Here is a 24738-nt window from a genome sequence, read left to right as displayed (position 1 = left end):
TCTCAGCAAGCGGGACGGGGTCGCGGGAGTGCGCGGATCACCCCCACCTTCGGGGAAGGGGCACGGGCGTTCAATGCACCTGGGTGCCCGGCGGGACGGGCGGTGGCCGCCCTTGCGCTGTCCCGCCGGCGGGACGGTTCGCGTACCGCCGGCCTAGCCCATGGACGCCACGATGTGGCCGGCGATGCGTCGTGGTGAGGGGTGCTTGAGCACCACGTTCGCCCGCAGGGTGAGGCCGGTCGAGGCGGTCAGGCGCTTGCTCAGCTCGGCCGACAGCAGCGAGTCGAAGCCCAGTTCGCGGAACTCCTGGTCGGGGTGGATCGACGCGCCGGAGGGGCGTCCGAGCACGACGGCGACCCGTTCCAGGACGTGGTCGAGGACGAGTGCGTCCGCCTCGTCTCCGGGCAGGGCGGCGAGCCGGTCCGCCAGCGGCACGGGGCGGTCCGCGGGCCCGGGCGGCTCCGTCGGGGTGACCTCCGCCGCCTGCGTCCGGGCGCCGGACAGCCAGTACCGGCCGCGCTGGAAGGCGTACGTGGGAAGGTCCGCCCGGCGGCGCGTCCCGATCAGGGGCTCCCAGTCGGCCGGGCCGCCGTGGACGTGGAGCCGGGCCAGTGAGGCGACCACGTCCGCGACCTCGTCGCGTTCGCGCCGGATGGAGGACAGGACCAGCGCGTCGGGCAGGTCCTCGACCGTCTCCTGGACCGGCACGGTCAGGACGGGGTGCGGGCTCATCTCGACGAACACCCGGAACCCGTCGTCCGCCATGCGCCGCACGGACGTCTCGAAGCGGACCTGCTCGCGCAGGTTGTCGTACCAGTAGCCGCCGTCGAGCCGGGCGGTGTCGACGGCCTCGCCGTACAGCGTCGAGTAGAAGGGCAGCGACGACGTCCGCGGGCTCAGGCCGGGCAGCGCGCCGAGGACCTGCTCGCGGACCCGTGTCACGTGGTGCGAGTGGGAGGCGTAGCCGACCGGGATCCGCCGGGCCTGGACGCCGTCGGCGGTCATCGTCGCGACGAACTCGTCGAGGGCGTCGGGCTCGCCGGACACCACCACCGAGCGGGGTCCGTTGACGACGGCGATGCTCACGCGGCCGTCCCACGGGGCCAGGCTCCGTTCCACGGTCTCGGCGGATTCCGCGACCGAGGCCATCGCGCCGTGCCCGATCAGGTCCACCAGGGCCTTGCTGCGCAGTGCGACGACCTTGGCGGCGTCGCGCAGCGACAGGGCGCCGCACACGTGGGCGGCGGCGATCTCGCCCTGGCTGTGTCCCACCACGGCGGCCGGTTCCACACCCCAGGACCGCCACAGGGCGGCCAGGGACACCATCACGGCGAACAGCGCGGGCTGGACGACGTCCACCCGGTCCAGGCGGGCGGCGCCGGGCGCGCCGCGCAGCACGTCGAGGAGGGAGAAGTCGGCCCATTCGTCCAGGGCGGCCGCGCACTCCTCCAGGCTCCGGGCGAAGACGGGGAAGGTGTCGTACAGCTGCCGTCCCATGCCGGCCCACTGGGAGCCCTGCCCGGGGAAGACGAAGGCGACGCCGCCGCGGGGGGCCGCGGCGCCGCGCACCAGCGCGGGGGATTCGGCGCCGGCGCCCAGGGTGCTCAGGGCGTCGAGCAGTTCCTCGCGGCCGCGTCCCAGCACCACCGCGCGGTGCTCGAAGCGCGAGCGGCCGAAGGCCAGGGAGGCGGCGACGGCGGGGAGGTCGGCGAGGGGGTCGGCGGCGAGGGACGCGTGCAGCCGGGCCGCCTGCTGCTCGACGGCGGCCGCGCTCTTGCCCGACAGCACCCACGGCAGCAGGGCGCCGGCGCCGCCCGGGGCGGGGGGCTCCTCGGGGGCCGGCTGCGGGGCGGGGGCCTCTTCGAGGATGACGTGGGCGTTGGTGCCGCTGACGCCGAAGGAGGAGACGCCGGCCCGGCGCGGACCGTCCGCGGGGGGCCATTCCCGGCCCCGCGCGAGCAGTTCGACGCCGCCGCGGGACCAGTCCACGTGGCGTGAGGGCGCGTCCACGTGCAGGGTCTTGGGCAGGTGTCCGTGGCGCAGGGCCATCACGGCCTTGATGACCCCGCCGACGCCGGCGGCGGCCTGGGCGTGGCCCAGGTTCGACTTGAGGGAGCCCAGCCACAGCGGCCTGCCCTCGGGCCGGTCCTGGCCGTAGGTGGCGAGCAGGGCTTCGGCTTCGATGGGGTCGCCGAGGGTGGTTCCGGTGCCGTGGGCCTCGACGAGGTCCACGTCGCGGGCCGCGACCCCGGCGTTGGCCAGGGCCCGGCGGATCACCTCTTCCTGGGCGCGGCCGTTGGGGGCGGTCAGCCCGTTGCTGGCGCCGTCCTGGTTGACGGCGGAGCCGCGGACGACGGCGAGTACGGGGTGGCCGTTGCGGCGGGCGTCGGACAGCCGCTCCAGCAGCAGGACGCCGACCCCCTCGGCCCAGCCGGTGCCGTCGGCCGCGTCCGCGAAGGCCTTGCAGCGGCCGTCGGCGGACAGGGCGCCCTGCCGGGCGAACTCGACGAACGAGGCGGGCGTCGACATGACGAGGGCGCCCCCCGCCAGGGCGAGGGAGCACTCCCCCGCGCGCAGCGACTGCACGGCCAGGTGCAGGGCGACCAGCGACGAGGAGCAGGCGGTGTCGAGGGACACCGCCGGGCCGGTGAGCCCGAGTTCGTAGGAGACCCGGCCGGAGGCGACGCTGAGGGAGCTGCCGTAGAGCAGGTGGCCCTCCAGTTCGCTCTGGCCCGCTTCCAGGAACCGCCATCCGTACTCGGTCGAGCTGACTCCGCAGAAGACGCCGACGTCGCTGCCGCGCACGTCGGCGGGGACGATGCCGGCCCGTTCGAAGGCCTCCCACGAGGTCTCCAGCAGCAGGCGCTGCTGCGGGTCGGTGGCCAGGGCCTCGCGCGGGCTGATGCCGAAGAAGTCCGCGTCGAAGCCGGCCGGGTCGGCGAGGAAGCCGCCGTGGCGCACGTACGCCGTGCCGACGGCGTCGGGGTCGGGGTCGTACACGTCCCGCCAGCCGCGGTCGGTGGGGAACTCGCCGACCACGTCGCGGCCGTCGCGGACGACGTCCCACAGTTCCTCGGGCGTGTTCGCGCCGCCCGGGTAGCGGCAGGCCATGGCCACGACGGCGACGGGCTCGCCGCGGCCGGCCTTCAGGTCCTCGTTCTCCTGGCGCAGCCGGTCGCGTTCCTCCAGCAGGGCGCGCAGGGCCCGCTGGACCCGGTCCGCGCCCTCCGCCGTCCGATCCGGGGAGTCGGTCATGTCACTACCTCTTCTCATCCAGAGCCAGGTCGAGCAGCGCGTCCAGGTCCATGGCCGACAGGGCGTCCGCGCCGGTGTCCGAGGGGGTGTCCGCGGTGGTGTCCGAGGGGGCGCCGTCCGCGCCCGGGTCGCCGGGCCGGTCCGCCCCGGCGCAGGCCAGGATCCGGTCGAGGACGCCCGCGCCCCGCAGGGCTTCGATCGGGACGGTGCGCAGCACCTCGCGGATCCGCGCCTCCTCCCGCGCGTCCGGGTCCGGGGCGGGGCGCAGCAGGCCGAGCAGGTGCCCGCCCAGCTCGCGCGGGGTGGGGTAGCTGAAGACGAGGGTGGAGGCCAGGCGCAGTCCGGTCGAGGCGGCCAGGCGGTTGCAGAGTTCCACGGCGGTCAGCGAGTCGAAGCCGAGCTGGGTGAACGGCTGGTCGGCGTCGACGGCCGCGCCGGACGGGTGGCCCAGCACGACGGCGGCCTGGTCGCGGACCCAGTCCAGGACGGCGGCCGCGGCCTCCGGCGCGGACAGGGCGGGCAGCCGGGCGGCCAGGCCGGGCGAGCCGGTGTCCGCGCCCTCGGCCGGGCCCGGGAGGGGGCGGCCGGTGGCGGCGAGGCCGCGCAGCAGGGGCGGCAGTTCGTCGCCGCCGCGCCGGCGCAGCGCGGCGAGGTCGATGCGGGCCGGGATGAGGACCGGCTCGCCGTGGGTGTGCGCCGCGTCGAACAGGGCGAGGGCCTCGGCGGTCGGCATGGCCTCGATGCCCGTGCGGCGCAGCCGGGCGAGGTCGGCGCCGTCCAGGTCGGCGGTCATGCCGCTGCTCTGCTCCCACCAGCCCCAGCACAGCGAGGTGCCGGGCAGGCCGGCCGCCGCGCGCTGGGCGGCCAGGCCGTCCAGGAAGCCGTTGGCGGCGGCGTAGTTGGCCTGTCCGGCGGTGCCGAGGGTGCCGGCGAGGGCGGAGAACTGGAGGAACGCCGACAGGTGGTGCCCGCGGGTCAGCTCGTGGAGGTTGAGCGCTCCGCCGGCCTTGGCGCGCAGGACGTGCTCGACGCTGTCGGCGGTCAGCGAGGCGACGGTGCCGTCCGCCAGGACGCCCGCCGCGTGCACGACCGCCGTCAGCGGGTGGCTGCCGGGCAGGTCCGCGAGGACGGCGGCCAGTGCGGCCCGGTCGGCGACGTCGCAGGCCGCGACGCGTACGGTGGCGCCCGCACGCTCCAGCTCCGCGACCAGTGCGGGCGCCCCCGCGGCCGCGGCTCCGCGCCGGCTCACCAGCAGCAGGCTGCGCACGCCGTGTCCGGCGACGAGGTGGCGGGCGATGAGGGAGCCCACTCCCCCGGTGCCGCCGGTGATCAGTACGGTGCCGCCGCCGAAGCCGCCGCCCAGGTCGAAGACGAGCTTGCCGGTGTGGCGGCCCTGACCCATCTCGCGGAAGGTCCGGCGCGCGTCGCGGATGTCGCGGACGGAGATCGGGCCCGGGCGCAGCGCTCCCCGGGCGAACAGGGCCATGACGTCCCGGAACATCTCCCGGATCAGGTCCGTGCCCGCCGATCCGTACAGGTCGAAGGCCCGGTAGGTGACGCCGGGGTGGTCGGCGGCCACCTGCCGCGCCTCGCGGATGTCCGTCTTGCCCATCTCGATGAAGTCGCCGCCCCGGGGCAGCAGGCGCAGCGAGGCGTCGACGAAGCTGTGCGCGAGGGAGTTGAGGACGACGTCCATGCCCCGGCCGCCGGTGGCGTCGAGGAACCGGTCCGCGAAGTCCAGGTCGCGCGAGGACGCCAGGTGCGCGTCGTCCAGGCCCATGGCGCGCAGGGCGGGCCACTTGGCCGGGCTCGCGGTCGCGTAGACCTCGGCTCCGGCGTGCCGGGCGAGCTGGACGGCGGCGGTGCCGACGCCGCCCGCGGCGGCGTGGATGAGGACGCGCTGTCCCTTCGTCAGCCGCATCACGTGGAAGAGCGCGTAGTAGGCGGTGAGGAAGGTGCTCGGGACGGACGCCGCCTCGGCGTGGCTCCAGCCGTCGGGGACGGGGGTCAGCAGGCGGTGGTCCGCCACGGCGACGCGGGCGAAGGCCCCGTTGAAGATGCCGGTGACGCGGTCGCCCGGGGACAGGCCGGTGACGTCGTCCGCCGTCTCCAGGACGACGCCCGAGCCCTCGCTGCCGAGCCCGGCGTCGAACGCCGTGCGGTCGATGAGGCCGAGGGCGATCGTGACGTCGCGGAAGTTGAGGCCGGCGGCCTGGACGGCGATGCGGACCTGTCCGGGGGCCAGCGGCTCCTCCACCTCGGGGCACGGCACCCAGGTCAGGTTCTCCAGGGTGCCCTTCGTCGGGATGCCCAGCCGGTGGGGGCCCCTCGCCGGGGGTTCGAGCCGGTGGCCGTCGGGCGCGGCCGCCGCCATGCGCGGCAGCAGGAGGGCGCCGGCGCGCAGCGCGAGCTGCTCCTCGTCGAGGGCGAGGGCGTCGGGGACCGCCGCCCAGGAGGCGTCCTCGTCGTCGATGTCGATCAGGCGGAACCGGCCGGGGTGTTCGGTCTGCGCGGACCGGACCAGGCCCCATGCGGAGGCGCCGGGCAGGCTTTCGACGTCCTCGCCCGCGCCGGTGGTCTGCGCCAGGCGGGTGAGTACGACGAGGGTGGATCCGGCGAGGTCCTCCCGGCCGAGGAAGTCCTGGATCCGCTCCAGTACCCGCTGGGTGGCGGCGGTGGCCGCGGTGAGCGGGTCGGCGCCGTCGGCGGCGGTGAGGAGGTCGTCGGGGCACAGCAGGAGGTGGCGGGGCGGCCGCGCGGCGGGGACCGCGTCCAGGGACGGGTGGAAGGCGGGGCCGGCCGCGCCCGCCCCGGCGAGCCGGGAGGCCGGGCCGCCGGGCGCGCCGAGCACCGCCCACGGCTGCGGGGCGGACGGCCGGGCGGGCTCGGTGACCGGCAGCCACCGCACCGCGTAGAGCGGGAGTTCGCCGTCGCCGCGCGCCGCGCGCAGCTGGGCGGCGGTGGCCGGCCGGAAGGTCAGCGCCTCGACGCGGGCGCACGCCAGGCCGTGTGCGTCGGCGATGGCCAGGCGGACGACGCCGTCGCCGACGGGGGTGAGGCGGACCCGGACGGTGGGCCCGCAGGCGCCGGTGAGGCGTACGCCGGACCAGGAGAAGGGCATCCAGCCCTGCTCCCGCGTCACGGTCAGGGCGCCGCCGGCCACGACCGCGTGCAGCGCCGTGTCGATCAGCGCCGGGTGCAGGGCGAATGCGGCTCCGGCGGGGTCCCGGGCCTCCTCGGGCAGGGTGGCGAGGGCGAAGAGGTCCGCGCCGCGCCGCCAGACCTCGCGCAGTCCGCGGAAGGCCGGGCCGTAGTCGAAGCCCCGGTCCGCGAGGGAGTCGTGGAGGCCGTCGAAGCCGATCGGCTCGGCGCCGGGCGGCGGCCAGGCGGCGAGGGCGCGCGCGTCGTCGGCGACGGCATCGGCGGCAGGGTCGGCGTCGGCCCCGGTATCGGCGGCGGGTGCCCGGTCCGCGCCGGTGCCGGGGGTGTCCGGGGCGAGGGCGCCCATGGCGTGGCGGGTCCAGCCGCCGCCCGCCCCGTCGTCCTCGGCGGGGCGGGCGTACACGTCGAGGGAGCGGCGTCCCGTCCCGTCCGGGGCGCCGGCCACGATCCGTACCCGTACGTCGCCGGAGTCGGGCAGGACCAGGGGGACTTCCAGGGAGAGTTCTTCGACGGCGGCGCACCCGAGCAGCGCGCCCACCGACAGCGCCAGGTCCATGTAGGCCGTCGCCGGGACGACGGCGGAGCCGAACACGGCGTGGTCGGCGAGCCAGGGGTGGGTCCGCAGGGACCACCGGTCGCTGAAGACCGCCTCGCCGGTGCCGGGGTGGTCCACGACGGCGCCCAGGAGCGGGTGCTCCGGGGCGCTCAGGCCGGCGGCGGCGACGTCCGCGCCCTGTGCCCCGGTCAGGAAGTCCATCCAGTAGCGCCGGTGCCGGAAGGCGTACGTGGGCAGGTCGACCGGCTCGCGCGGGCCGAACAGGGCGTCCCAGTCCACGGTGGCGCCCCGTACGTGCAGTTCGGCCAGGGCGGCGGTGAGGGCCTCGGCCGGTCCGCGGCCGCGCCGCGCGGCCGATACGACGAGGGCGTCGTCCACGCCCGCTTCGGCGAAGGCGTCCTTGGTCAGGCCCGCGAGCGTCGAGCCGGGTCCGACCTCGACGAAGACGCCCGCTCCGGCCGCGCGGGCGCGTTCGAGCGCCTCGTGGAAGCGGACGGGTGCGCGGACGTGCTCCACCCAGTGCGCGGCGGAGGTCAGCTCGCCGGGGGTGGCCTCGCGGCCCAGCAGGGTGGAGACGACGGGCACGGACGGCTCGCCGGGCGCGGCGAGCGGCGGGAGGGAGCGTGCGAAGGCGTCCAGGACGGGGTCCATGAGCGGGGAGTGGAAGGCGTGGTCGACGGGGAGCAGCTTCGCCGACCGGCCGTCGGCCACGAGGCGGTCCCGCAGGGCGTGCACCTCCTCGCGCAGGCCCGAGACCACCACCGACGCGGGGCCGTTGACGGCGGCGATCCCGACCCGGGCGTAGCCGCCGAGCAGCGCGGCGACCTCCTCCTGCGGGGCCCGTACGGCGAGCATGGCGCCGGGCTCGGTGACGGTCTGCATGGCCCGGCCGCGGGCGGCCACGATGCGGATCGCGGTGTCCAGGTCCAGGGCTCCGGACACGTGGGCGGCGGCGATCTCGCCGACGGAGTGGCCGATCAGGTGGGTGGGCGGCGGCAGGTGGCGCTCCAGGACCCGGTACAGGGCGATCTGGAGGGCGAACAGCGCGGGCTGCATGACGTCGGTGCGGTCGCGCCCTTCGGGCTCGTCGGCGAGGAGCAGGGGCCGCAGGGCGAAGGGGAGGTGTGCGTCGAAGCGGGCGCAGACGTCGTCGAGGGTGCGGGCGAAGAGCGGGTGGGCCGCGTACAGCTCCCGTGCGACGCCGGTCCACGCGGCGCCCTGGCCGGGGAACATGAAGACGGTGGCGCCGTGCGCGGCGGTGGCGTCGCGCACCACGGCCGGGGATCCGGCGCCGTCGGCGAGCGCGGCGAGGGCGGTGAGCAGTTCGTCGCGGGTGTGCCCGAGGACCACCGCGCGGTGCTCGAAGTGCGCCCGGGTGCGGACCAGCGACGCGCCGACGGCGGCGGGGTCCGCCTGCGGTGCGGCGGCGAGGTACGTGCGCAGCTTGTCCGCCTGCGCCCGCAGGGCGGGCTCCGAGCGGGCGGACAGCGCCCACGGCACGGGGCCGGGGAAACCCGCGGCGGGGGCGGGGGCGGCGTGGTCGCCGCCGGGTGCCGCCGCGTCCCCGGGCGCGGGCTCGTCCCGGGGTGCCTCTTCGAGGATGAGGTGCGCGTTGGTGCCGCTGGCGCCGAAGCTGGAGACGCCGGCCCGCCGGGGGCGGCCCGGCGCGCCGGGCCACTCGCGGGCCTCGGTGAGCAGTTCGACCGCGCCGGCCGTCCAGTCCACGTGGGTGGTGGGGCGGTCCACGTGCAGGGTCCTGGGCAGGACGCCGTGCCGCATCGCCATGATCATCTTGATGATCCCGCCGACGCCGCCGGCCGCCTGGGTGTGGCCGATGTTCGACTTGAGGGAGCCCAGCCACAGGGGGCTGGCCGGGTCCCGCTCCTGGCCGTAGGTGGCCAGCAGGGCCTGCGCCTCGATGGGGTCGCCGAGCGTGGTGCCGGTCCCGTGCGCCTCCACCACGTCGACGTCGGCCGCCCGGACGCGGGCGTTGGCCAGCGCGGCCCGGATCACGCGCTGCTGGGCCGGGCCGCTGGGTGCGGTCAGGCCGTTGGAGGCGCCGTCCTGGTTGATCGCGGAGCCGCGGATCACCGCCCAGATCCGGCGCCCGGCCCGCCGGGCGTCGGAGAGCCGTTCCAGAACCAGCATGCCGACGCCCTCGGAGAACCCGGTGCCGTCCGCCGCGTCGGCGAACGCCTTGCACCGGCCGTCCGTCGCCAGGCCGCGCTGGCGGGCGAACTCCCGGAACACCTGGGGCATCGCCATGACGGTGACCCCGCCGGCCAGCGCCAGCCCGCACTCGTCCTGGCGCAGCGACTGCACCGCCTGGTGCACGGTCACCAGCGACGAGGAGCAGGCGGTGTCGACGGACACCGCCGGGCCCTCCAGGCCCAGCGCGTACGAGACGCGCCCGGAGGCGACGCTGAGCAGCGAACCGGTCTGCGCGTAGCCCGAGATGGCCTCGGGGGTGCGGTAGTGGTTGCCGTACCCGAAGTAGGCGAGCCCGGCGAACACGCCGGTCCGGCTGCCGCGCAGGCCGTGCGGGTCGATGCCGGCCCGTTCCAGGGACTCCCACGCGGTCTCCAGGAGGAGGCGCTGCTGGGGGTCGGCGGCGAGCGCCTCGCGCGGGTTGATCTCGAAGAACTCGGCGTCGAAGTCGCCCGCGCCGTCCAGGAAGCCGCCGGAGCGCGTGTAGCAGGTACCGGGCCGGTCCGGATCCGGGTCGTAGAGGCCCGCCAGGTCCCAGTTGCGGTCCTCGGGGAAGTCCGAGACGGCGTCGGCGCCCGCGGCGACGAGCTCCCACAGCGCCTCCGGGGAGGTGGCCCCGCCCGGGAACCGGCAGGCGACGCCCACCACCGCGATGGGCTCGGCGGCGGCCTCCGTCAGCTCCTTGAGCCGTCCCCGCGTCTCCAGCAGCTCGATCGACGTCCGCTTGAGGTACTCGAGAACATCGGCGTCGTTGTCGTTGGTCATCGTTCTCCCCTAGCCGAGTTCTCTGTCCAGTAGCGCGAGAAGGTCTCCCGCCGAGGCCGAACTGATCCGGTCGGCGATGCCCGCCGGTGTTCCCGCTTCCGTGCCCGCGCCCGCGCCCGCTCCCGTGCCCGCTCCCGCGCTCGTGCCCGTGCCCGCCAGTGAGCGGACCCGGCCCTGCAGTTCGCCGAGCAGCGTGGAGAGGGTGGTCCGTTCCTCCTGTGCGAGCCGCAGGAAGGCCTCCTCCAGCCGGGCGCCCAGTCCTTCGATCTCCAGGGCCAGGTGGCCGGCCGGGGACGGCGGGGACCCGGGGGCGGCGGGGGCGAGGCGCTCGTGCAGGAAGCGGGCCAGCGCGCTCGGGTTGGGGTGGTCGTAGACGAGGGTGGCGGGCAGCTTCAGGCCGGTCACCGCGGCCAGCCTGTTGCGCACCTCCAGCGCCGTGAGCGAGTCGATGCCCAGCTTCCTGAAGGTCGTCGCGGGGCCGATCCGCCGGCTGTCCGGGTGGCCCAGGACGAGCGCGGTCTGGGTGCGTACGGCGTCCAGCAGCGCCGCCCCGGCCTCGGCGGGCGCCAGCGTGGCCAGCCGCCGCGCGAGGCCGTCGCCGGCCCGCTCCCCCGGCGCCGGGACGCCGGACCCGGCGGAGCCGGCGGGCGCGGCGGGCCCTGCGGCCAGGGAGCGCAGGAGCGGTGAGGCGGCGCCCGGCGCGGTGGGGTCCAGCCGGGCGGGCACCAGGACCGGCGCGTCCAGCGAGAGCGCCAGGTCGAAGAGGCCGAGCCCCTCCCGCGAGGCCAGCGGCAGCACGCCCTGGCGCCGCAGCCGGGCGACGTCGGCGTCGTCGATCCCGGCGACCATCTCGCTGCGTTCGGCCCAGAAGCCCCAGCACAGGGAGGTGGCCGGCAGCCCCGAGGCCCGGCGGGCCTCGGCCAGGCCGTTGAGGAAGCCGTTGGCCGCCGCGTAGTTGGCCTGCCCCGCGGTCCCGAGCACGCTCGCGATCGAGGAGAACAGCACGAACGCGGACAGGTCCAGGTGCCGGGTGAGCTCGTGCAGGTACCAGGCACCGTTCACCTTCGGTGCGAGGACGGGGCGCAGCCGGTCCTCGGTGAGCGCCTCGACGACTCCGTCGGCGAGCGCGCCCGCGCAGTGGACCACCGCGCTCAGCGGGTGCCCGGCGGGCGCGGCGGCCAGGAGCGCGGCGACGGACTCGCGGCGGGTGACGTCGCAGGCCACGATCTCGACCCGGGCCCCCGCCGCGGTCAGTTCCTCCCGCAGCCGGGCCGCCTGCGGGGCCGCCGGGCCCCGTCGGCCGGCCAGCAGCAGGCTCCGTACGCCGTGCCGCTCCACGAGGTGGCGGGCCAGCATGGCGCCCAGGCCGCTGGTGCCGCCCGTGATGAGCACCGTCCCGGAGCCGAGGGCGGGAAGGGCGGGCCCCGGGTCCGGGGCCGGTCCGGCGCGGACCAGTTCGGGGGTGCTCACCTCGCCGGCCCGGATCTTGAGCTGGTCCTGCCCGCCGGCGGCCGCCGCCGCCAGGCGGGCCCACGAGGCGGGCTGCCCGTCGGTGTCCACGAGCGTGAACCGGCCGGGGTTCTCGGTCTGCGCGGTGCGCAGGAACCCCCAGACGGCGGCGGCCGCGGGGTCGGGGTGGACGACCCGGTCGTCGGCGACCGCGTCCCGCGTCACGACGACCAGGCGGGAGGCGGCCAAGCGGTCGTCGGCGAGCCAGTCCCGCGCCCACCGCAGGATCCGGTGCAGGCCCTCCTCGACGGCGGCCGGCACATCGGCGCCGCCGGTCGCGGGCCGGGCCGCGACGGCGATGACGAGGGGCGGTACCGGGCCGTCGGCGGCGGCGAGTTCGCCGAGGTCCGCGAAGACCTCCGCGCCGTCCGCCAGGGCTGCGGGGAGCGTGCCCGGGGTTCCCAGCACCGCGTACCGGGGCGCGCCGGGGGCGGCGGGGACGGCGAGGGGGGCCCAGCCGACCCGGTGCAGCGCGTCGCTCCGGTCGAAGCCCAGCGCGCTCAGCTCCCGGACGTCGGCGGGCCGCAGTTCCAGCGCGGCGACGCCGCCGACGGGGGCGCCGGTGTGGTCGGCGAGGGTCAGGGACAGCGCGTTCTCGCCCGCCGGGGCCAGGCGCACGCGCAGCGCGCCCGGTACGGCGCGCTCCACGCGCAGGTCCGTGCAGCGGTACGGCAGCCAGCCCCCGGGCCCGGAGCCGTCGACGAAGCGCCCGAGTCCGACGGGGAGCAGCGCGGCGTGCAGCAGCGCCGGGTGGACGCGGTACCCGCCGCCCGCGCCGTCGGCGGCGGGCGGCTCCAGCTCCGCGAAGAGGGTGTCGTCGCGGCGCCACACCCCGCGCAGGCCGCGCAGGAGGGGGCCGTGGCCGATGCCGAGGGCGGCCAGCCGGGCGTACTCGTCCTCGAAGGGCACCTCGACCGCGCCCGCCGGGGGCCAGTCGGTGAGGCCTTCCCCGGGGCCTTCGGCGGCGGTGGCGGCGGTGGCGGAGCCCGCGACGCCGACGGCGTGGCGGGTCCAGTCGGACGCGCCCGCGGCCCGGGAGTGGACGGTGATGGTGTGCTCGCCGTCGACCAGGACGCGGATCTCGCGCTCGGCCGTCCGCGCCAGCACCAGCGGTGCCTCCAGGGTGAGTTCCCCGACGGCCGCGTGGCCGGCCCGGCCGGCCGCCCAGGCCGCCAGTTCCATCAGGACGGCGGCCGGGACCAGGACGGCGCCGTGGACGACGTGCTCGGCGAGCCACGGCCGGCGCTGCGGTGACAGGCGTCCGCTGCCGGCCACGCCGCCGGGCTTGCCGTCGCCGGGCAGTTCGATCACGGCGTCGAGCAGCGGGTGGTCCGAGGCGGCCGCGGTGGCGGCGGCGCCCTCCGCCGGGGTGTCGAGCCAGTAGCGCCGGCGCTGGAAGGCGTACGTGGGCAGTCCGGCCCAGGAGCCGCCGGTGTCGCCGGCGCCGGCGAGGGCCGCCCGCCAGTCCACCTCGGCGCCCGCGACGAAGGCCTGGGCGGCGGACCGGTGGAAGCGGTCGAGGCCGCCCTCGCCGCGGCGCAGGGTGCCCACGACGGTGGTCTCGGCGTCCGCGCCGTCCAGGGTCTGTTCCACCGCGGTCGTCAGGCCCGGGTGGGGGGAGGCCTCGACGAAGCAGCGGAAGCCCTGTGCGGCCAGGGCCCGGGTCGCCTCCTCGAAGCGGACCGGCGAGCGCAGGTTGGTGTACCAGTACGCGCCGTCCATCGTGGTGGTGTCCAGCCAGTCGGCCGTCACGGTCGAGAAGAACGGCACCTCGGCCGGGCGCGGCCGCAACCCGGTCAGCAGGCGGCCCAGTTCCTCGCGGACCGGCTCCACGTGGGCGCAGTGCGAGGCGTAGTCCACGGGAACGCGGCGCACCCGTACCTCCTCGGCCTCCAGGGCGGCCAGGAGCGCGTCCAGTTCGCCGGCGTCGCCCGAGACCACGACGGAGGAGGGGCCGTTGACCACGGCGACCGACAGCCCGTCCGTCAGCCGGGCGCGCGCCTCCCGCTCGGGCAGGGCGACCGAGGCCATGGCGCCGAGCCCCGACAGCGCCAGGATGGCCTTGGCGCGCAGGGCGACCACCTTCGCGGCGTCCTCGACGGACAGGGCGCCCGCGACGCACGCGGCGGCGATCTCGCCCTGCGAGTGGCCCACGACGGCCGCGGGCAGCACCCCGTGGGAGCGCCACACCTCGGCCAGCGAGACCATCACGGCCCACAGCACGGGCTGGACGACGTCCACCCGTTCCAGCGCGTCGGCGTCCCCGAGCACCTCGTACAGGGACCAGTCCACGTACGGGGACAGCGCGTCGGCGCACTCGCCCATCCGGCGGGCGAACACCGGTGAGGCGTCCAGCAGTTCGCGGCCCATCCCGACCCACTGCGAACCCTGGCCGGGGAAGACGAACACCGTCTTGCCGACGGCCTTCGCGGTGCCGCGGACCACGCCGGGGGCGTTCGCGTCATCGGCGGCGGCGGTCAGGGCGGCGAGGAGTTCCTCCCGGCCGGCGCCGATGACCACCTGGCGGTGCTCGAAGAGCGAGCGCGTCGTCACCAGGGCGTGGGCCACGGCGTCGGGCGGCAGGTCCGGATCGGCGGCGACGGCGTCGCGCAGGCGCAGGGCCTGTTCGCGCAGGGCCTCGGGCGAACGGGCGGAGAGCACCCACGGCGCGGCGGTCGCGGGGGCGGCGGGGGCGGCGGTCGCGGGGGCGGGGGCGTCCGCCGGCTCGGGGGCCTGTTCGAGGATCAGGTGCGCGTTGGTGCCGCTGATCCCGAAGGCGGAGACCCCGGCCCGCCGGGGGCGGCCGGGCGCGGTGGTCCATTCCCGGGCCTCGGTGAGCAGCTCCACGGACCCGGCGGACCAGTCCACGTGCGTCGTGGGGCGGTCCACGTGCAGGGTGCGCGGCAGCACCCCGTGCCGCATCGCCATGATCATCTTGATGGTGGCGCCGACTCCGGCGGCCGCCTGCGCGTGGCCGATGTTCGACTTGAGCGAGCCCAGCCAGAGCGGTCCGGCCGCTCCGCGGTCCTGGCCGTAGGTCGCCAGCAGCGCCTCGGCCTCCATGGGGTCGCCGAGCCGGGTGCCGGTGCCGTGCGCCTCCACCGCGTCCACGTCGGCCGTGCCGAGGCCGGCATCGGCCAGGGCGGCCCTGATGACCCGGCGCTGGGCCAGTTCGTTCGGTGCGGTCAGGCCGTTGGAGGCGCCGTCCTGGTTGGTGGCGGTGCCGCGGATGACCGCCCAGACGCGGTGTCCGTGGCGGCGGGCGTCCGAGAGCCGTTCCAGGACGAGCACCCCCGCGCCCTCGGAGAAGCCGGTGCCGTCCGCCGTGTCCGAGAACGCCTTGCACCGCGCGTCGTGCGACAGGCCGCGCTGGCGGGCGAGCTCGACGAGCAGGCCCGGGGTCGGCATGGCCGACACGCCTCCGGCCAGCGCCAGGGTGCACTCCCCGGAGCGCAGGGACCGCACGGCCTGGTGGACGGCGACGAGCGAGGAGGAGCACGCGGTGTCGGTCGAGACGGCCGGGCCCTCCAGCCCGAGGACGTACGCCACCCGGCCCGAGGCCACGCTGGTGTGCGATCCGGTGAGCGCGAAGCCCTCCACCTCGGCGGCGGCCCCGCCGCCCATCCGCGGGCCGTAGTCGGCGGCGTAGATGCCGGTGAACACGCCGGTCGGCGAACCGCGCAGCGCGGCCGGGTCGATGCCCGCCCGTTCCAGCGCCTCCCAGGAGGTCTCCAGCATCAGCCGCTGCTGCGGGTCCATGGCGAGGGCCTCGCGCGGGCTGATGCCGAAGAACGGCGCGTCGAACTCCGCGAGGTCGTGCAGGAACCCGCCCGAGCGGGTGTACGTCGTCCCGGGCGTCCTGGCGTCCGGCGCGTCCGGCGCGTACAGCGCCTCCAGGTCCCAGCCCCGGTCGCGGGGGAAGTCGCCGACGGCGTCCACGCCGCCGGACACGACTCCCCACAGCCCTTCGGGGGACGTCACCCCGCCGGGGAAACGGCACCCCACACCCACGACCGCGATCGGCTCGCGGGCGGACTCCTCCAGCTCGCGCACACGCTCGCGCAACTCCTGCGCGTCGCCGACGGCGCGTCGCAAGTAGGAACGGAGCTTGTCGACTTCCTCCACCGGGACCTCCCCCTACGGATACTCGGAAAACGGGCGCGGTTACACGTATCCGCGGTCGATCAGCGCGTACAGGTCGTCGTCACCGGTGCTGTCCGGGGCCGGTTCCTCCCGCGCCGTCGGCGCGGCCCCGGGCTCCTGTGGTTCCAGGAGGGAGAAGAGGTGGCGGGCGAGGGCCTGCGCGGTGGGGTGGGTGAAGGCCACGGTGGCCGGGAGCCGTACGCCGGCCGCCGCGGCGAGCCGGTTGCGCAGCCCCACCGCCAGCGAGGAGTCGAAGCCCAGGTACTTGAAGGTGTCCGTCGGCCTCGCCTCCAGGGCGGCGCCCGTCACCGGCGTGCCCTTGGCGCGCAGCAGCGCGGCCGTCTCGGCGCACACCAGGGTGAGCACCGCCTCCTGCGAGCCCAGGTCCGCCGCGGGCCCGGCCGGGGCGGGGCCCTCCCCGGGGGCGGTCAGCCAGTACCGCTGCCGCTGGAAGGGGTAGGTCGGCAGGGCGATCCGGCGGGGCCGGTCCGCGGCGAGGGCCGCCTCCCAGTCCACGGGCAGGCCGCGTACGTGCAGTTCGGCGAGGGAGGCCAGGACCCGTCCGGTGCCCCCGTCGTCCTTGGTGAGGGTGCCGACGACCACCGGTGCGGCGGACAGGGCGTCGGCGGTCTCCTCGACCGCCACCAGCAGCACCGGGTGCGGGCTGATCTCGATGACGGTGCCGTGTCCGTGTTCGATGACGCGCCGCATGGCGGCTTCGAAGCGGACCGTCCGGCGCAGGTTGCGGAACCAGTAGGCCGCGTCCATCTCCGCGGGGTCGATCGGCTCGCCGGTCACCGTCGAGTAGAGCGCCACCGCCGAGGGCCGGGGGGTGATCCCGGCGAGCCCCCGCGTCATCGGTTCCTCGAACCGGTCCAGCAGCGGCGAGTGGCCGGGGACGGTCGACTTGATGAGCCGGGCCCGCACCCCCCGGGCGGCGCAGGCCGCGACCAGTTCCCCGACGGCGTCGCCCTCGCCCGAGACGGTGGTCGAGTTCGGTCCGTTGACCGCGGCGATCCCGATCCGCGCGCCCCACGGACCCATCAGCTCGCGGACCCGCGCTTCGGGCAGCAGGATCCCGGCCATGGCGCCCTGTCCGGCGACCGTGGCGAGCAGCCGGGACCGCAGGGCCACGATCCGGGCCGCGTCGGGCAGGCTCAAGGCGCCCGCGGTGTGGGCGGCGGCGATCTCGCCCTGGGAGTGGCCGATCACCGCGTCGGGGGTCACCCCGAGCGAACGCCACACCCGGGCGAGGGAGACCAGCATGGCGAACAGCGCCGGCTGGACGACGTCGATGCGCTCCAGCGGGGCGGCCCCTTCAGCGCCGGTCACCACGTCCACCAGCGACCAGTCCGTCCAGGGGGCCAGGGCCTCGGCGCAGTCGTCGATCCCGCGCCGGAAGACCTCCGACTCGGCGTACAGCCGCCGGCCCATGCCGGTCCACTGCGAGCCCTGGCCGGGGAAGACGAAGACGACCGGGGCCGCCGGGCCGGTGGTGACCCCGCGGACGGCGTGCGGCGCGTCGCCGCCCGCCGCCAGCAGGCCGAGACCGGCCAGCGCTTCCTCGCGGCCGGCGCCGAGGACGACCGCCCGGTGCGCGAACCGGGTGCGCGTCGTGAGCAGGGAGTGGGTGATGTCGGCGGGCGCGAGCGAGGCGTCCGCGGCGACGAGGTCCCGCAGCCGGGCGGCCTGCTCCCGCAGGGCCGGCTCCGAGCGCGCCGAGAGCACCCACGGCAGGACGCGGGCGGCGCCGGGGCCCTCGTCCGCCCGCCCGGGGCGGGGCCGTGCCGGGCGTCCGGGGGCCTGTTCGAGGATCACGTGGGCGTTGGTGCCGCCCATGCCGAAGGCCGACACGCCCGCGCGGCGCGGCCGCCCGCCGGTGTCCGGCCAGGGCCGCGGGGTGCGCGGGACGTCGAAGTCCCGGTGGAAGTCGGGGATGCGGGGGTTGGGGGTGCGGAAGTTCAGGCTCGGCACCAGCAGGCCGCGGTCCACGCAGAGCGCCGCCTTGACGAGGCCGACCAGGCCCGCGGCCGGCTCCAGGTGGCCGACGTTGGTCTTCGCGGAGCCGATCACCAGGGGGCGTGCGCGTCCGGTCCGCCGGAACACCTCGCGCAGGCCGGCGATCTCGGCGGGGTCGCCCATGCGGGTGCCGGTTCCGTGGGCCTCGACGTAGTCGACGCCGTCGAAGGGGACGCCGGCCCGCTCCAGGGCGGCCAGTACGGCGGCCGCCTGGCCCTCGGGGCTCGGGTCGGGCATCCGGCTGGAGGCGCCGCCGCTGCCGACGCCCCAGCCGCGCACCACCGCGTACACGTGGTCGCCGTCGGCCTCGGCGAGGTCGAGCCGCTTCAGGACGACGAACGCCCCGCCCTCGCCGCGGACGAAGCCGGCGGCCCGCTCGTCGAAGGTACGGCAGCGGCCGTCGGGCGAGAGGGCGCCCAGGTTCGCCAGGGCGAGTCCGGCCTCCGGGTCGGTGATCAGGTGCACGCCGCCCGCGATGGCCGCGTCGACGGCGCCGGCGCGGATCCGTTCGCAGGCCAGGGCCAGACAGACGAGCGAGGAGGACTGGCCGGAGTCCGCGCAGAAGCTCATGCCGCGGACGTCGAACAGGCCGGAGATGCGGTTGGCGATCAGCGCGCCGCTCGATCCGAGCGCGGCGTAGTGGTCGTCGCGGTCGCTGCCGGAGCGCCTGCGCAGCTGGTCGTAGCCGGAGGGCGCGGTGGCGACCACCACGTCGATCTCGCGGCCCGCGAGCGTGCCCGCGGCCAGTCCGGCGTCCTCGACGGCCTCCCAGGCGAGCTCCAGCCCGAGCCGCTGCACGGGGTCCATGGCGGCCGCCTCGGCCGGGCCGGTGCCGAAGAACTCGGCGTCGAAGCCGTCGATGGAGTCGAAGTACGAACCCGTCTTCAGGGTGGCCCCGTCCGGATGGGACGCGTACGCCGAGCCGGGCGCCCGGTGGTCGGGGAACTGTCCGACGGTCGACCCGCCGTCGGCCAGCAAGCGCCAGAACCCCTCCAGGCCGTCCACTCCGGGAAAGCGGCACGACATGCCGATGACGGCGATGTCGGCGGCTGCGCCACTCATACGAATTCCTTCCGGTTCCCTCGGCATGCGGCTCGTGCGGCGGTACGGGTCGGCGCGCGGTGCGCGGTAGGGGTCTCAGCGGGGGCGGGCCAGCAGCTCCAGCAGTTCGTCCGGCGCGTCCATGAAGTCGTAGTGACCGCCGTCGACCACCCGGAACTCGACGGAGCCGGCGTAGCGGCGCCAGCCCTGGAGCTCCTCCAGGCTGACGTCGGGGTCGTCGCGCCAGTGCACGACGGTGACGGGGCAGTCCACCGGAGCCGGTTCGGTCCGGCGGTAGGCGGCGGCGGCGGCGTGGTCGTCCAGCAGGACGGACATGCCCATGTCGATCATGTCGGGGCGCGGTTCGATCCCGCGGCCCCGCAGGAAGGCCCGCAGCTCGGCGCGCAGTTCGGGTTCGGTCATGGTGAGCATCCGGTCGCGCGAGGCGTCGTGCGGGGCCGGCTGGCCCGAGACGAAGAGGCGCTGCGGAGCGGGCAGGCCGAGGGCGGCGAGGCGCAGGACGGCCTCGTACGCCGGCAGCGCGCCCGCGCAGTGGCCGAAGAGGGCGAAGGGCCGGTCCAGCAGGGGTTCCAGGGCTTCGACGAGGCCTTCGGCGAGGTTCTCGTAGGTGCCGTAGTGCGGGTGGCCGAGACGGTTCTCGCGGCCGGGGAACTGCACCGGGCAGACCTCGGCGTCGCCGACGGCGGCCGGCCAGGCGCTGAAGGCGGAGGCCCCGGATCCGGAGAAGGGCAGGCAGAAGAGCCGGGCCGGGTGGGCGTCGGACCGGGGCCGGACGAACCAGGGCGAGGGGGCGGTGGTGGATCCGGTCGTCATGGGGTCCGTCGTTTCTGGCCGACGATGGGGAGGTGGGTCATTCCGGCGATGAAGTACGACCGCAGGTGCTGCGGTTCGCCGGCGAGCTCGATGGACTCGAACCGCAGCAGCAGTTCCTCGAAGAAGACGCGCAGCGTCATCCGGGCGAGCGGGGCCCCGATGCAGAAGTGCGCTCCGAACCCGAAGGCGGCCTGGCGCTTGGCTCCGGCCCGGGTGATGTCGAAGGTGTGCGGGTCGGGGAAGAGGGTCTCGTCCCGGTTGGCGGAGCCGATCCAGGCGACGACGGCCCCGCCGGCCGGCACGGTGCCGCCGCCGATCTCGACGTCGTCCACCGCGTACCGCATGAAGTTGCAGGCGGCCGAGGTCCAGCGCAGCCCTTCCTCGACCAGGTTCGGGACGAGCGAGAGGTCGGCCGCCGCCTTGGCGTACTGCCCGGGGTGCTCGATGAGCGCCAGGGCGGTGCCCGAGACGGTGTGCGGCGTGGTCACGTTGGCGCCCAGCAGGATGCTGTAGCCGTCGAGGGCGATCTCCTCGTCGTCCAGGGGCGCGCCGGTGGGACGCAGGACGCCCATGAGGTGGTGGAGCAGGCTGTCGCCCTGCTCGCCGGCGGTCCGCCGGGTACGGACCCAGTCCTTGACGTAGGCGACGAGCTCGTGGTGGGCGATGGCCAGGGTCGCGGCCTCGCTGCCGAGCCGGAAGTGCGGGTCCGAGGGGGCCGTCACCATCGCGGTCAGCCGGACGAGTTCCTCCCAGTCCTTCTCCGGGATGCCCAGCAGCGGGCCGGTGACCATGGCCGGCAGGAGCAGGGCCTGCTCGGCGAGGTCGAAGACCTCTCCGTCGAGGGCCGGTTCGAGGAAGCGGGCGACGGTGCGGCGGATCGACTCCTCCCAGGAGGCGACCGCCCGTGCGGTGAGCCTGGAGCCGAGCGGGCGGCGGACCTCGGCGTGCCGGGGCGGGTCGGTGGAGGTCATCAGGACGCCGGCCGCGACGTCGTCCGTGCCGAGGTGGGTGGGGACGGTACCGCGCTCCGAGGTGAACTCGCGGTGGTCGGCGAGGACCCTGCGGACGTCCTCGTAGCGGGTGACGGACCAGAACTCGCGGCCGTCCGGCAGGACCTGGTGGTGCAGGGGCGCCCCGGCGCGCATCGCGTCCCAGACCGGGTGCGGATCGCCCGAGGAGTAGAGGTCGAGGTCGAAGAGGTCGACGGCGTCGAGGTCGACGGCCCGCCCTGGGCCGGGCGTCAACCTCACGCCGCGGCCCTCCCCGCTTCGATCAGCGCGGCGACGCGGGCCGGGGTCTGCGCCAGGTAGAAGTCGCGGACCGACAGCTGGACGCCGTACTCCTGCGCCACCTGCTCGATGATCTTGATGCCGATCAGCGAGTTCCCGCCGCGCGTGAAGAAGTCGTCGTCCACACCGATCCCCTCGGAGCCGAGGTGGCGCTCCCACAGCCCGGCGATCCGCTGGGCGAGCGGCTGCGGGGTGTCCGCGGGCGCCTGCTGCGGCCGGGCGTCCGTCTCGTCCTGTCCACCCCGCGGGTGGAGCGCCTGCGGCGACGATTCCATTTCCAGTCTTCCCTTCGTCCGCCGACCGGGAAATGCCCGCTCGCGTCCTTTTCGGCCCGTGGGGCCCTTTCGCGCCGTCCCGCCGGCGAGACGCATTTCCTGAAGAGCCGAATGGAGGGTCGCGTGAATTCACGTCCGCGCACACCGTGGCGGGCGGCGGCCGGTGCGCGCCGGCCGGAGGGGTTGAGCGCGGGCCCGCGGGCTGCGTGCGGGGCCCGGATCCGTCCCGCCGGCGGGACGGCGAGTCCGGCCGCCGTCCGTCCCGCCGCGGCCCGGTGTTCCTTGACCGCCTGATCCGCGTTCAGTGAACGTGGGGGTGATTCAAGGACGTTAGAGGCTCAGTGGAGTGAGGGGGAACGACGTGGAAGACACCGGTGTGGATGCGGACGTGGTGATCGCGGGGGCCGGGCCGACCGGCCTGATGCTCGCCTGTGAGCTGCGGCTGGCGGGTGTGGAGGTGCTGGTCGTCGAGCGGCTCGCGGAGCCGACGGGCGAATCGCGGGCCGGCGGAATGCATGCGCGGACCCTGGAGGTGCTGGACCAGCGCGGAATCCTGGAGCGTTTCCTGGAGGCCGGCGAACTGCAGCCGGTCGGGCATTTCTCGGGTCTTTATCTGGAATTCGACGAGTCCGAGTCGAGGCACCCCTATCCGCTGATGATCCTGCAGTCCGCGATCGAGCGGCTGCTGGAGGAGCGGGCCGCCGAGCTCGGCGTGCGGGTGCGCCGGTCCGCCGAGGTGTGCGGGATCGTCCAGGACGGGAGCGGTGTGAGCGTCGCGCTGAACACCGGGAGGCCGGACGCCGCGACGCTGCGCGCCCGCTACCTCGTGGGCTGCGACGGCGGGCGCAGCGCGGTGCGCAGGCTCGCGGGCATCGACTTCCCCGGCACCCCGGCGACGATGACCGCGCTGATCGGCGACGTCGAGCTGCCCGGTCTGACCGAGGACTACGTGTGGGTGCGGCGCTGCGCGGGCGGGGACTTCTCGGCGATCGCCTTCGAGCCGGGCTGGTTCCGGGTGATCACCTCCGAGTACGACCGGGTGGTGGACCGCGACGAGCCGACCACCTTCGAGCAGCTGCGGGAATCGCTGGTCCGGCTGGCGGGCACCGACTACGGCATGCACAGCCCGCGCTGGGTGTCCCGGTTCAACGACGCCGCCCGGCAGGCCGCCCGCTACCGGCAGGGCCGGGTGCTGCTGGCGGGCGACGCGGCGCACATCCACTTCCCGGCCGGCGGGCAGGGTCTGAACATGGGGGTGCAGGACGCGGTCAACCTGGGCTGGAAGCTCGCCTCGGTGGTGTGCGGCCGGGCGCCGGAGAGCCTGCTCGACAGCTATCACGCCGAGCGCCACCCCGTGGGGGCGCGCGTGCTGCACAACACCCGGGCGCAGTCGGCGCTGGCCCGCCCGGGACCGCAGGCCGACGCGCTGCGCGAGGTGTTCGGCTCGCTCATGGTCTTCGACGACGTCAACGCGCACCTGCGCGGCATGCTGACCGCCCTGGACATCCGCTATCCGGCCGACGCGGACCACCGGCTGGCGGGCCGCCGGGTCCCCGACGCCGGGCTGAAGACGCCCGGCGGGGACACCCGCGTCCACGCGCTGCTGCACGCCGGCCGGCCCGTCCTGCTGGACCTGGGGGGCGGCGGCGCCGGGCTCGCGGACGCCGTCCGCGGCTGGGCCGGCCGCGTCGACCTCGTCGGGGCGCGCAGCGAGGAGGACTTCTGGCCCGTCCCGGCCGTGGGCGAGGTGCCCGCGCCGGCCGCGCTGCTCGTCCGCCCGGACGGTCACGTGGCCTGGGCGGCCGACGACGCGGGCGACGTCTCGGGGCTGCGCGCCGCCCTCACCGCCTGGTGCGGTCCGGCCGCGCGGGACTGAGCCGGGCGCGCGACGGGCGGCGCGGGGTGCGGCGCGGCGGGCCGGCCGGGCCGGGCGGCGGCGCGGGCGAGGTGGTCACCGCAGGGCCGCCTCCCGGCCGGGGGGTGCGTCGCCCGGGTTCCCGGTCAGGGCGCGGAGCACCTCGTCGGGGCCGGGCCGGTGCACCGAGAACTCCAGGGCGTCGACGGAGTGGAGGGCGAGCCGGTCCAGCAGGTCCCGCAGCGTCCTGGTCTCGCCGTCGCCCGGCACCCGCAGGGTCAGTTCCGCGTCGTCGCGCGCCGCCCCCGTGAGGACCCGCGCCGCCGCGTCGAGGTCGTACGGGTCGGCGAAGCGCAGGCGGACGTGGGCGGCAGGGATCCGGCGCCTGAGCTCCTCGGGGGTGCCCCGGGCGGTCAGCCGTCCCCGGTGGAGCACCGCGATCTGGTCGGCGAGCTGGTCGGCCTCCTCCAGGTGGCGGGTGGTGAGGAAAACGGTGGTGCCCTCGAAGACCAGTTCGCGGACGATGCCCCACACCGTGCGGCGGCCGGGCGGATCGAGTCCGCTCGTCGGCTCGTCCAGGAAGAGCACCTGGGGGTCGCCGACGAGCGTCATCGCCAGGTCCAGCCTGCGGCGCGCGCCGGGGGCGTAGGCCGAGGCCCGCTCGTCGGCCGCGTCCACCAGGTCGAAGCGTTCCAGCAGCCGCGCGACCCGGTGGCCGGCGCGGGGCACGCGCCGCAGGTCGGCCATCAGCCGCAGGTTCTCCCGGCCGGTGAGCAGGCCGTCCACGGCGGCGGTCCGGCCGCTCACCCCGATCGCCGCGCGCACCCGCCCGGTCGCGGTCGCCACGTCGTGCCCCGCGATCCGCACCGTTCCGGCGTCCGGCCGCCGCAGCGTCGTCAGGACTTCGTGCGTGGTGGTCTTGCCCGCACCGGCCGCGCCGAGCAGGGAGAAGACCGATCCCGTGGCGACGGCGAAGTCGACTCCGTCGAGGACGACGTGGTCGCCGTACGCCTTGCGCAGCCCGCGGACCGAAATGGCCGCGCTCCTCATGCCCGCGCAGCCTTCGCCGCCTCCTCCGCGCCTTCGGCGGACCACGCCCCGATGGCGTCCAGCACCGCGGGCCCGGCGTCGACCAGGTACATGTGGTCGCCGGGGAACTCCGCGTAGCCGAATCCGGCCGTGGTCGCCGCCTCCCACTGGCGGGCCTCGTCCGCGGTGACCAGGCCGTCGTCGCTGCCGCGCAGCGAGAGCACCGGCACCGACACCGGTACGTCGGTGCTCGGTACGTAGCTCTCGTGCATCGCGCAGTCCGCCTGGAGGACGGGCAGGATCAGCTCGCGCATCTCCGGGTGGTCCAGGGCCTCGTGGCGGAATCCGGCGAACTCCTCGACCCGGGCGAGGAACTCCTCGTCCGGCAGGCCCGCCGCCCGCCGCTCGCGCTGGGTCCAGGGGCCCGGCGAACCGCTGACGACCAGCCGTTCGACGTGCACGCCGCGCGCGGTGAGCAGGTGGACCAGCTCGTAGGCGAGCACCGCGCCCAGGCTGTGCCCGAACAGGACGGTGCGGGCGCCCTCGCCGAGGTCGGCGACGATGTCGTCGACCGAGCCCTTGGCCGCTTCGTAGACGTCCCGGTACGGCTCCTCCATGATCCGCCGCTCGCGTCCGGGCAGCTCGACGCAGGCCAGGCGCCACCGGCCGGCGGCCGGCTCGCGCCACGGGTGGAAGAAGGAGGGACCCGCTCCCGCGAAGGGCACGCACAGCAGCGTGGTCCGGTCCCCGTGTTCCCTGGACGTGCCGGGTTCTGACACCCCGACCAACCCCAATCAT

The 24738-nt window shown here is 76.1% G+C and carries 8 protein-coding genes and 2 pseudogenes; 1 reads left to right on the top strand and 9 read right to left on the bottom strand.

Annotated features, from left to right (window positions below; translation table 11 throughout):
• Positions 1–153: 153 nt before the first annotated feature.
• The 7 genes and pseudogenes from ACGFXC_RS34500 to ACGFXC_RS34470 form a co-directional block, all read right to left on the bottom strand.
• Positions 154–3219, bottom strand: a pseudogene (locus ACGFXC_RS34500) (type I polyketide synthase); the annotation flags it as partial.
• A 40-nt stretch (positions 3220–3259) separates the two neighbouring features.
• A pseudogene (locus tag ACGFXC_RS34495) lies at positions 3260–9841 on the bottom strand (type I polyketide synthase); the annotation flags it as partial.
• 114 nt (positions 9842–9955) lie between these two features.
• A complete protein-coding gene (locus tag ACGFXC_RS34490; protein WP_393718851.1) occupies positions 9956–15580 on the bottom strand; it encodes an SDR family NAD(P)-dependent oxidoreductase in 5625 nt (1874 codons plus the stop codon).
• Between the two features lie 39 nt (positions 15581–15619).
• Positions 15620–18679, bottom strand: a complete 3060-nt coding sequence (locus ACGFXC_RS34485) for a type I polyketide synthase (protein WP_393718850.1) — start codon at positions 18677–18679, stop codon at positions 15620–15622.
• Positions 18680–18754: 75 nt separating this feature from the next.
• On the bottom strand, positions 18755–19492 hold the full coding sequence (locus ACGFXC_RS34480; RefSeq protein ID WP_393718849.1) for a thioesterase II family protein: 738 nt from the start codon (positions 19490–19492) through the stop codon (positions 18755–18757).
• Positions 19489–20742, bottom strand: a complete 1254-nt coding sequence (locus ACGFXC_RS34475; RefSeq protein WP_393718848.1) for a cytochrome P450 — start codon at positions 20740–20742, stop codon at positions 19489–19491. The genes ACGFXC_RS34480 and ACGFXC_RS34475 overlap by 4 nt, the downstream gene beginning before the upstream one ends.
• A complete protein-coding gene (locus ACGFXC_RS34470; protein WP_393718847.1) occupies positions 20739–21056 on the bottom strand; it encodes a phosphopantetheine-binding protein in 318 nt (105 codons plus the stop codon). The genes ACGFXC_RS34475 and ACGFXC_RS34470 overlap by 4 nt, the downstream gene beginning before the upstream one ends.
• A gap of 361 nt (positions 21057–21417) precedes the next feature.
• Between ACGFXC_RS34470 and ACGFXC_RS34465 the strand changes: the two genes are divergently transcribed.
• Positions 21418–22932, top strand: a complete 1515-nt coding sequence (locus ACGFXC_RS34465; protein WP_393718846.1) for an FAD-dependent monooxygenase — start codon at positions 21418–21420, stop codon at positions 22930–22932.
• A gap of 75 nt (positions 22933–23007) precedes the next feature.
• On the opposite strand, the gene ACGFXC_RS34460 is transcribed toward ACGFXC_RS34465, so the two are convergent.
• A complete protein-coding gene (locus tag ACGFXC_RS34460; protein ID WP_393718845.1) occupies positions 23008–23961 on the bottom strand; it encodes an ABC transporter ATP-binding protein in 954 nt (317 codons plus the stop codon).
• Entirely contained in the window at positions 23958–24674 is a 717-nt protein-coding gene (locus ACGFXC_RS34455) for a thioesterase II family protein (protein WP_393718879.1), read from the bottom strand. The genes ACGFXC_RS34460 and ACGFXC_RS34455 overlap by 4 nt, the downstream gene beginning before the upstream one ends.
• Between the last annotated feature and the right edge of the window lie 64 nt (positions 24675–24738).

Source organism: Streptomyces sp. NPDC048507, from assembly GCF_043199995.1.
Classification (GTDB): Bacteria; Actinomycetota; Actinomycetes; order Streptomycetales; family Streptomycetaceae; genus Streptomyces.
The sequence above is the reverse complement of the archived record's forward strand: the minus strand, read 5'-3'. Positions and strand labels throughout refer to the sequence as shown.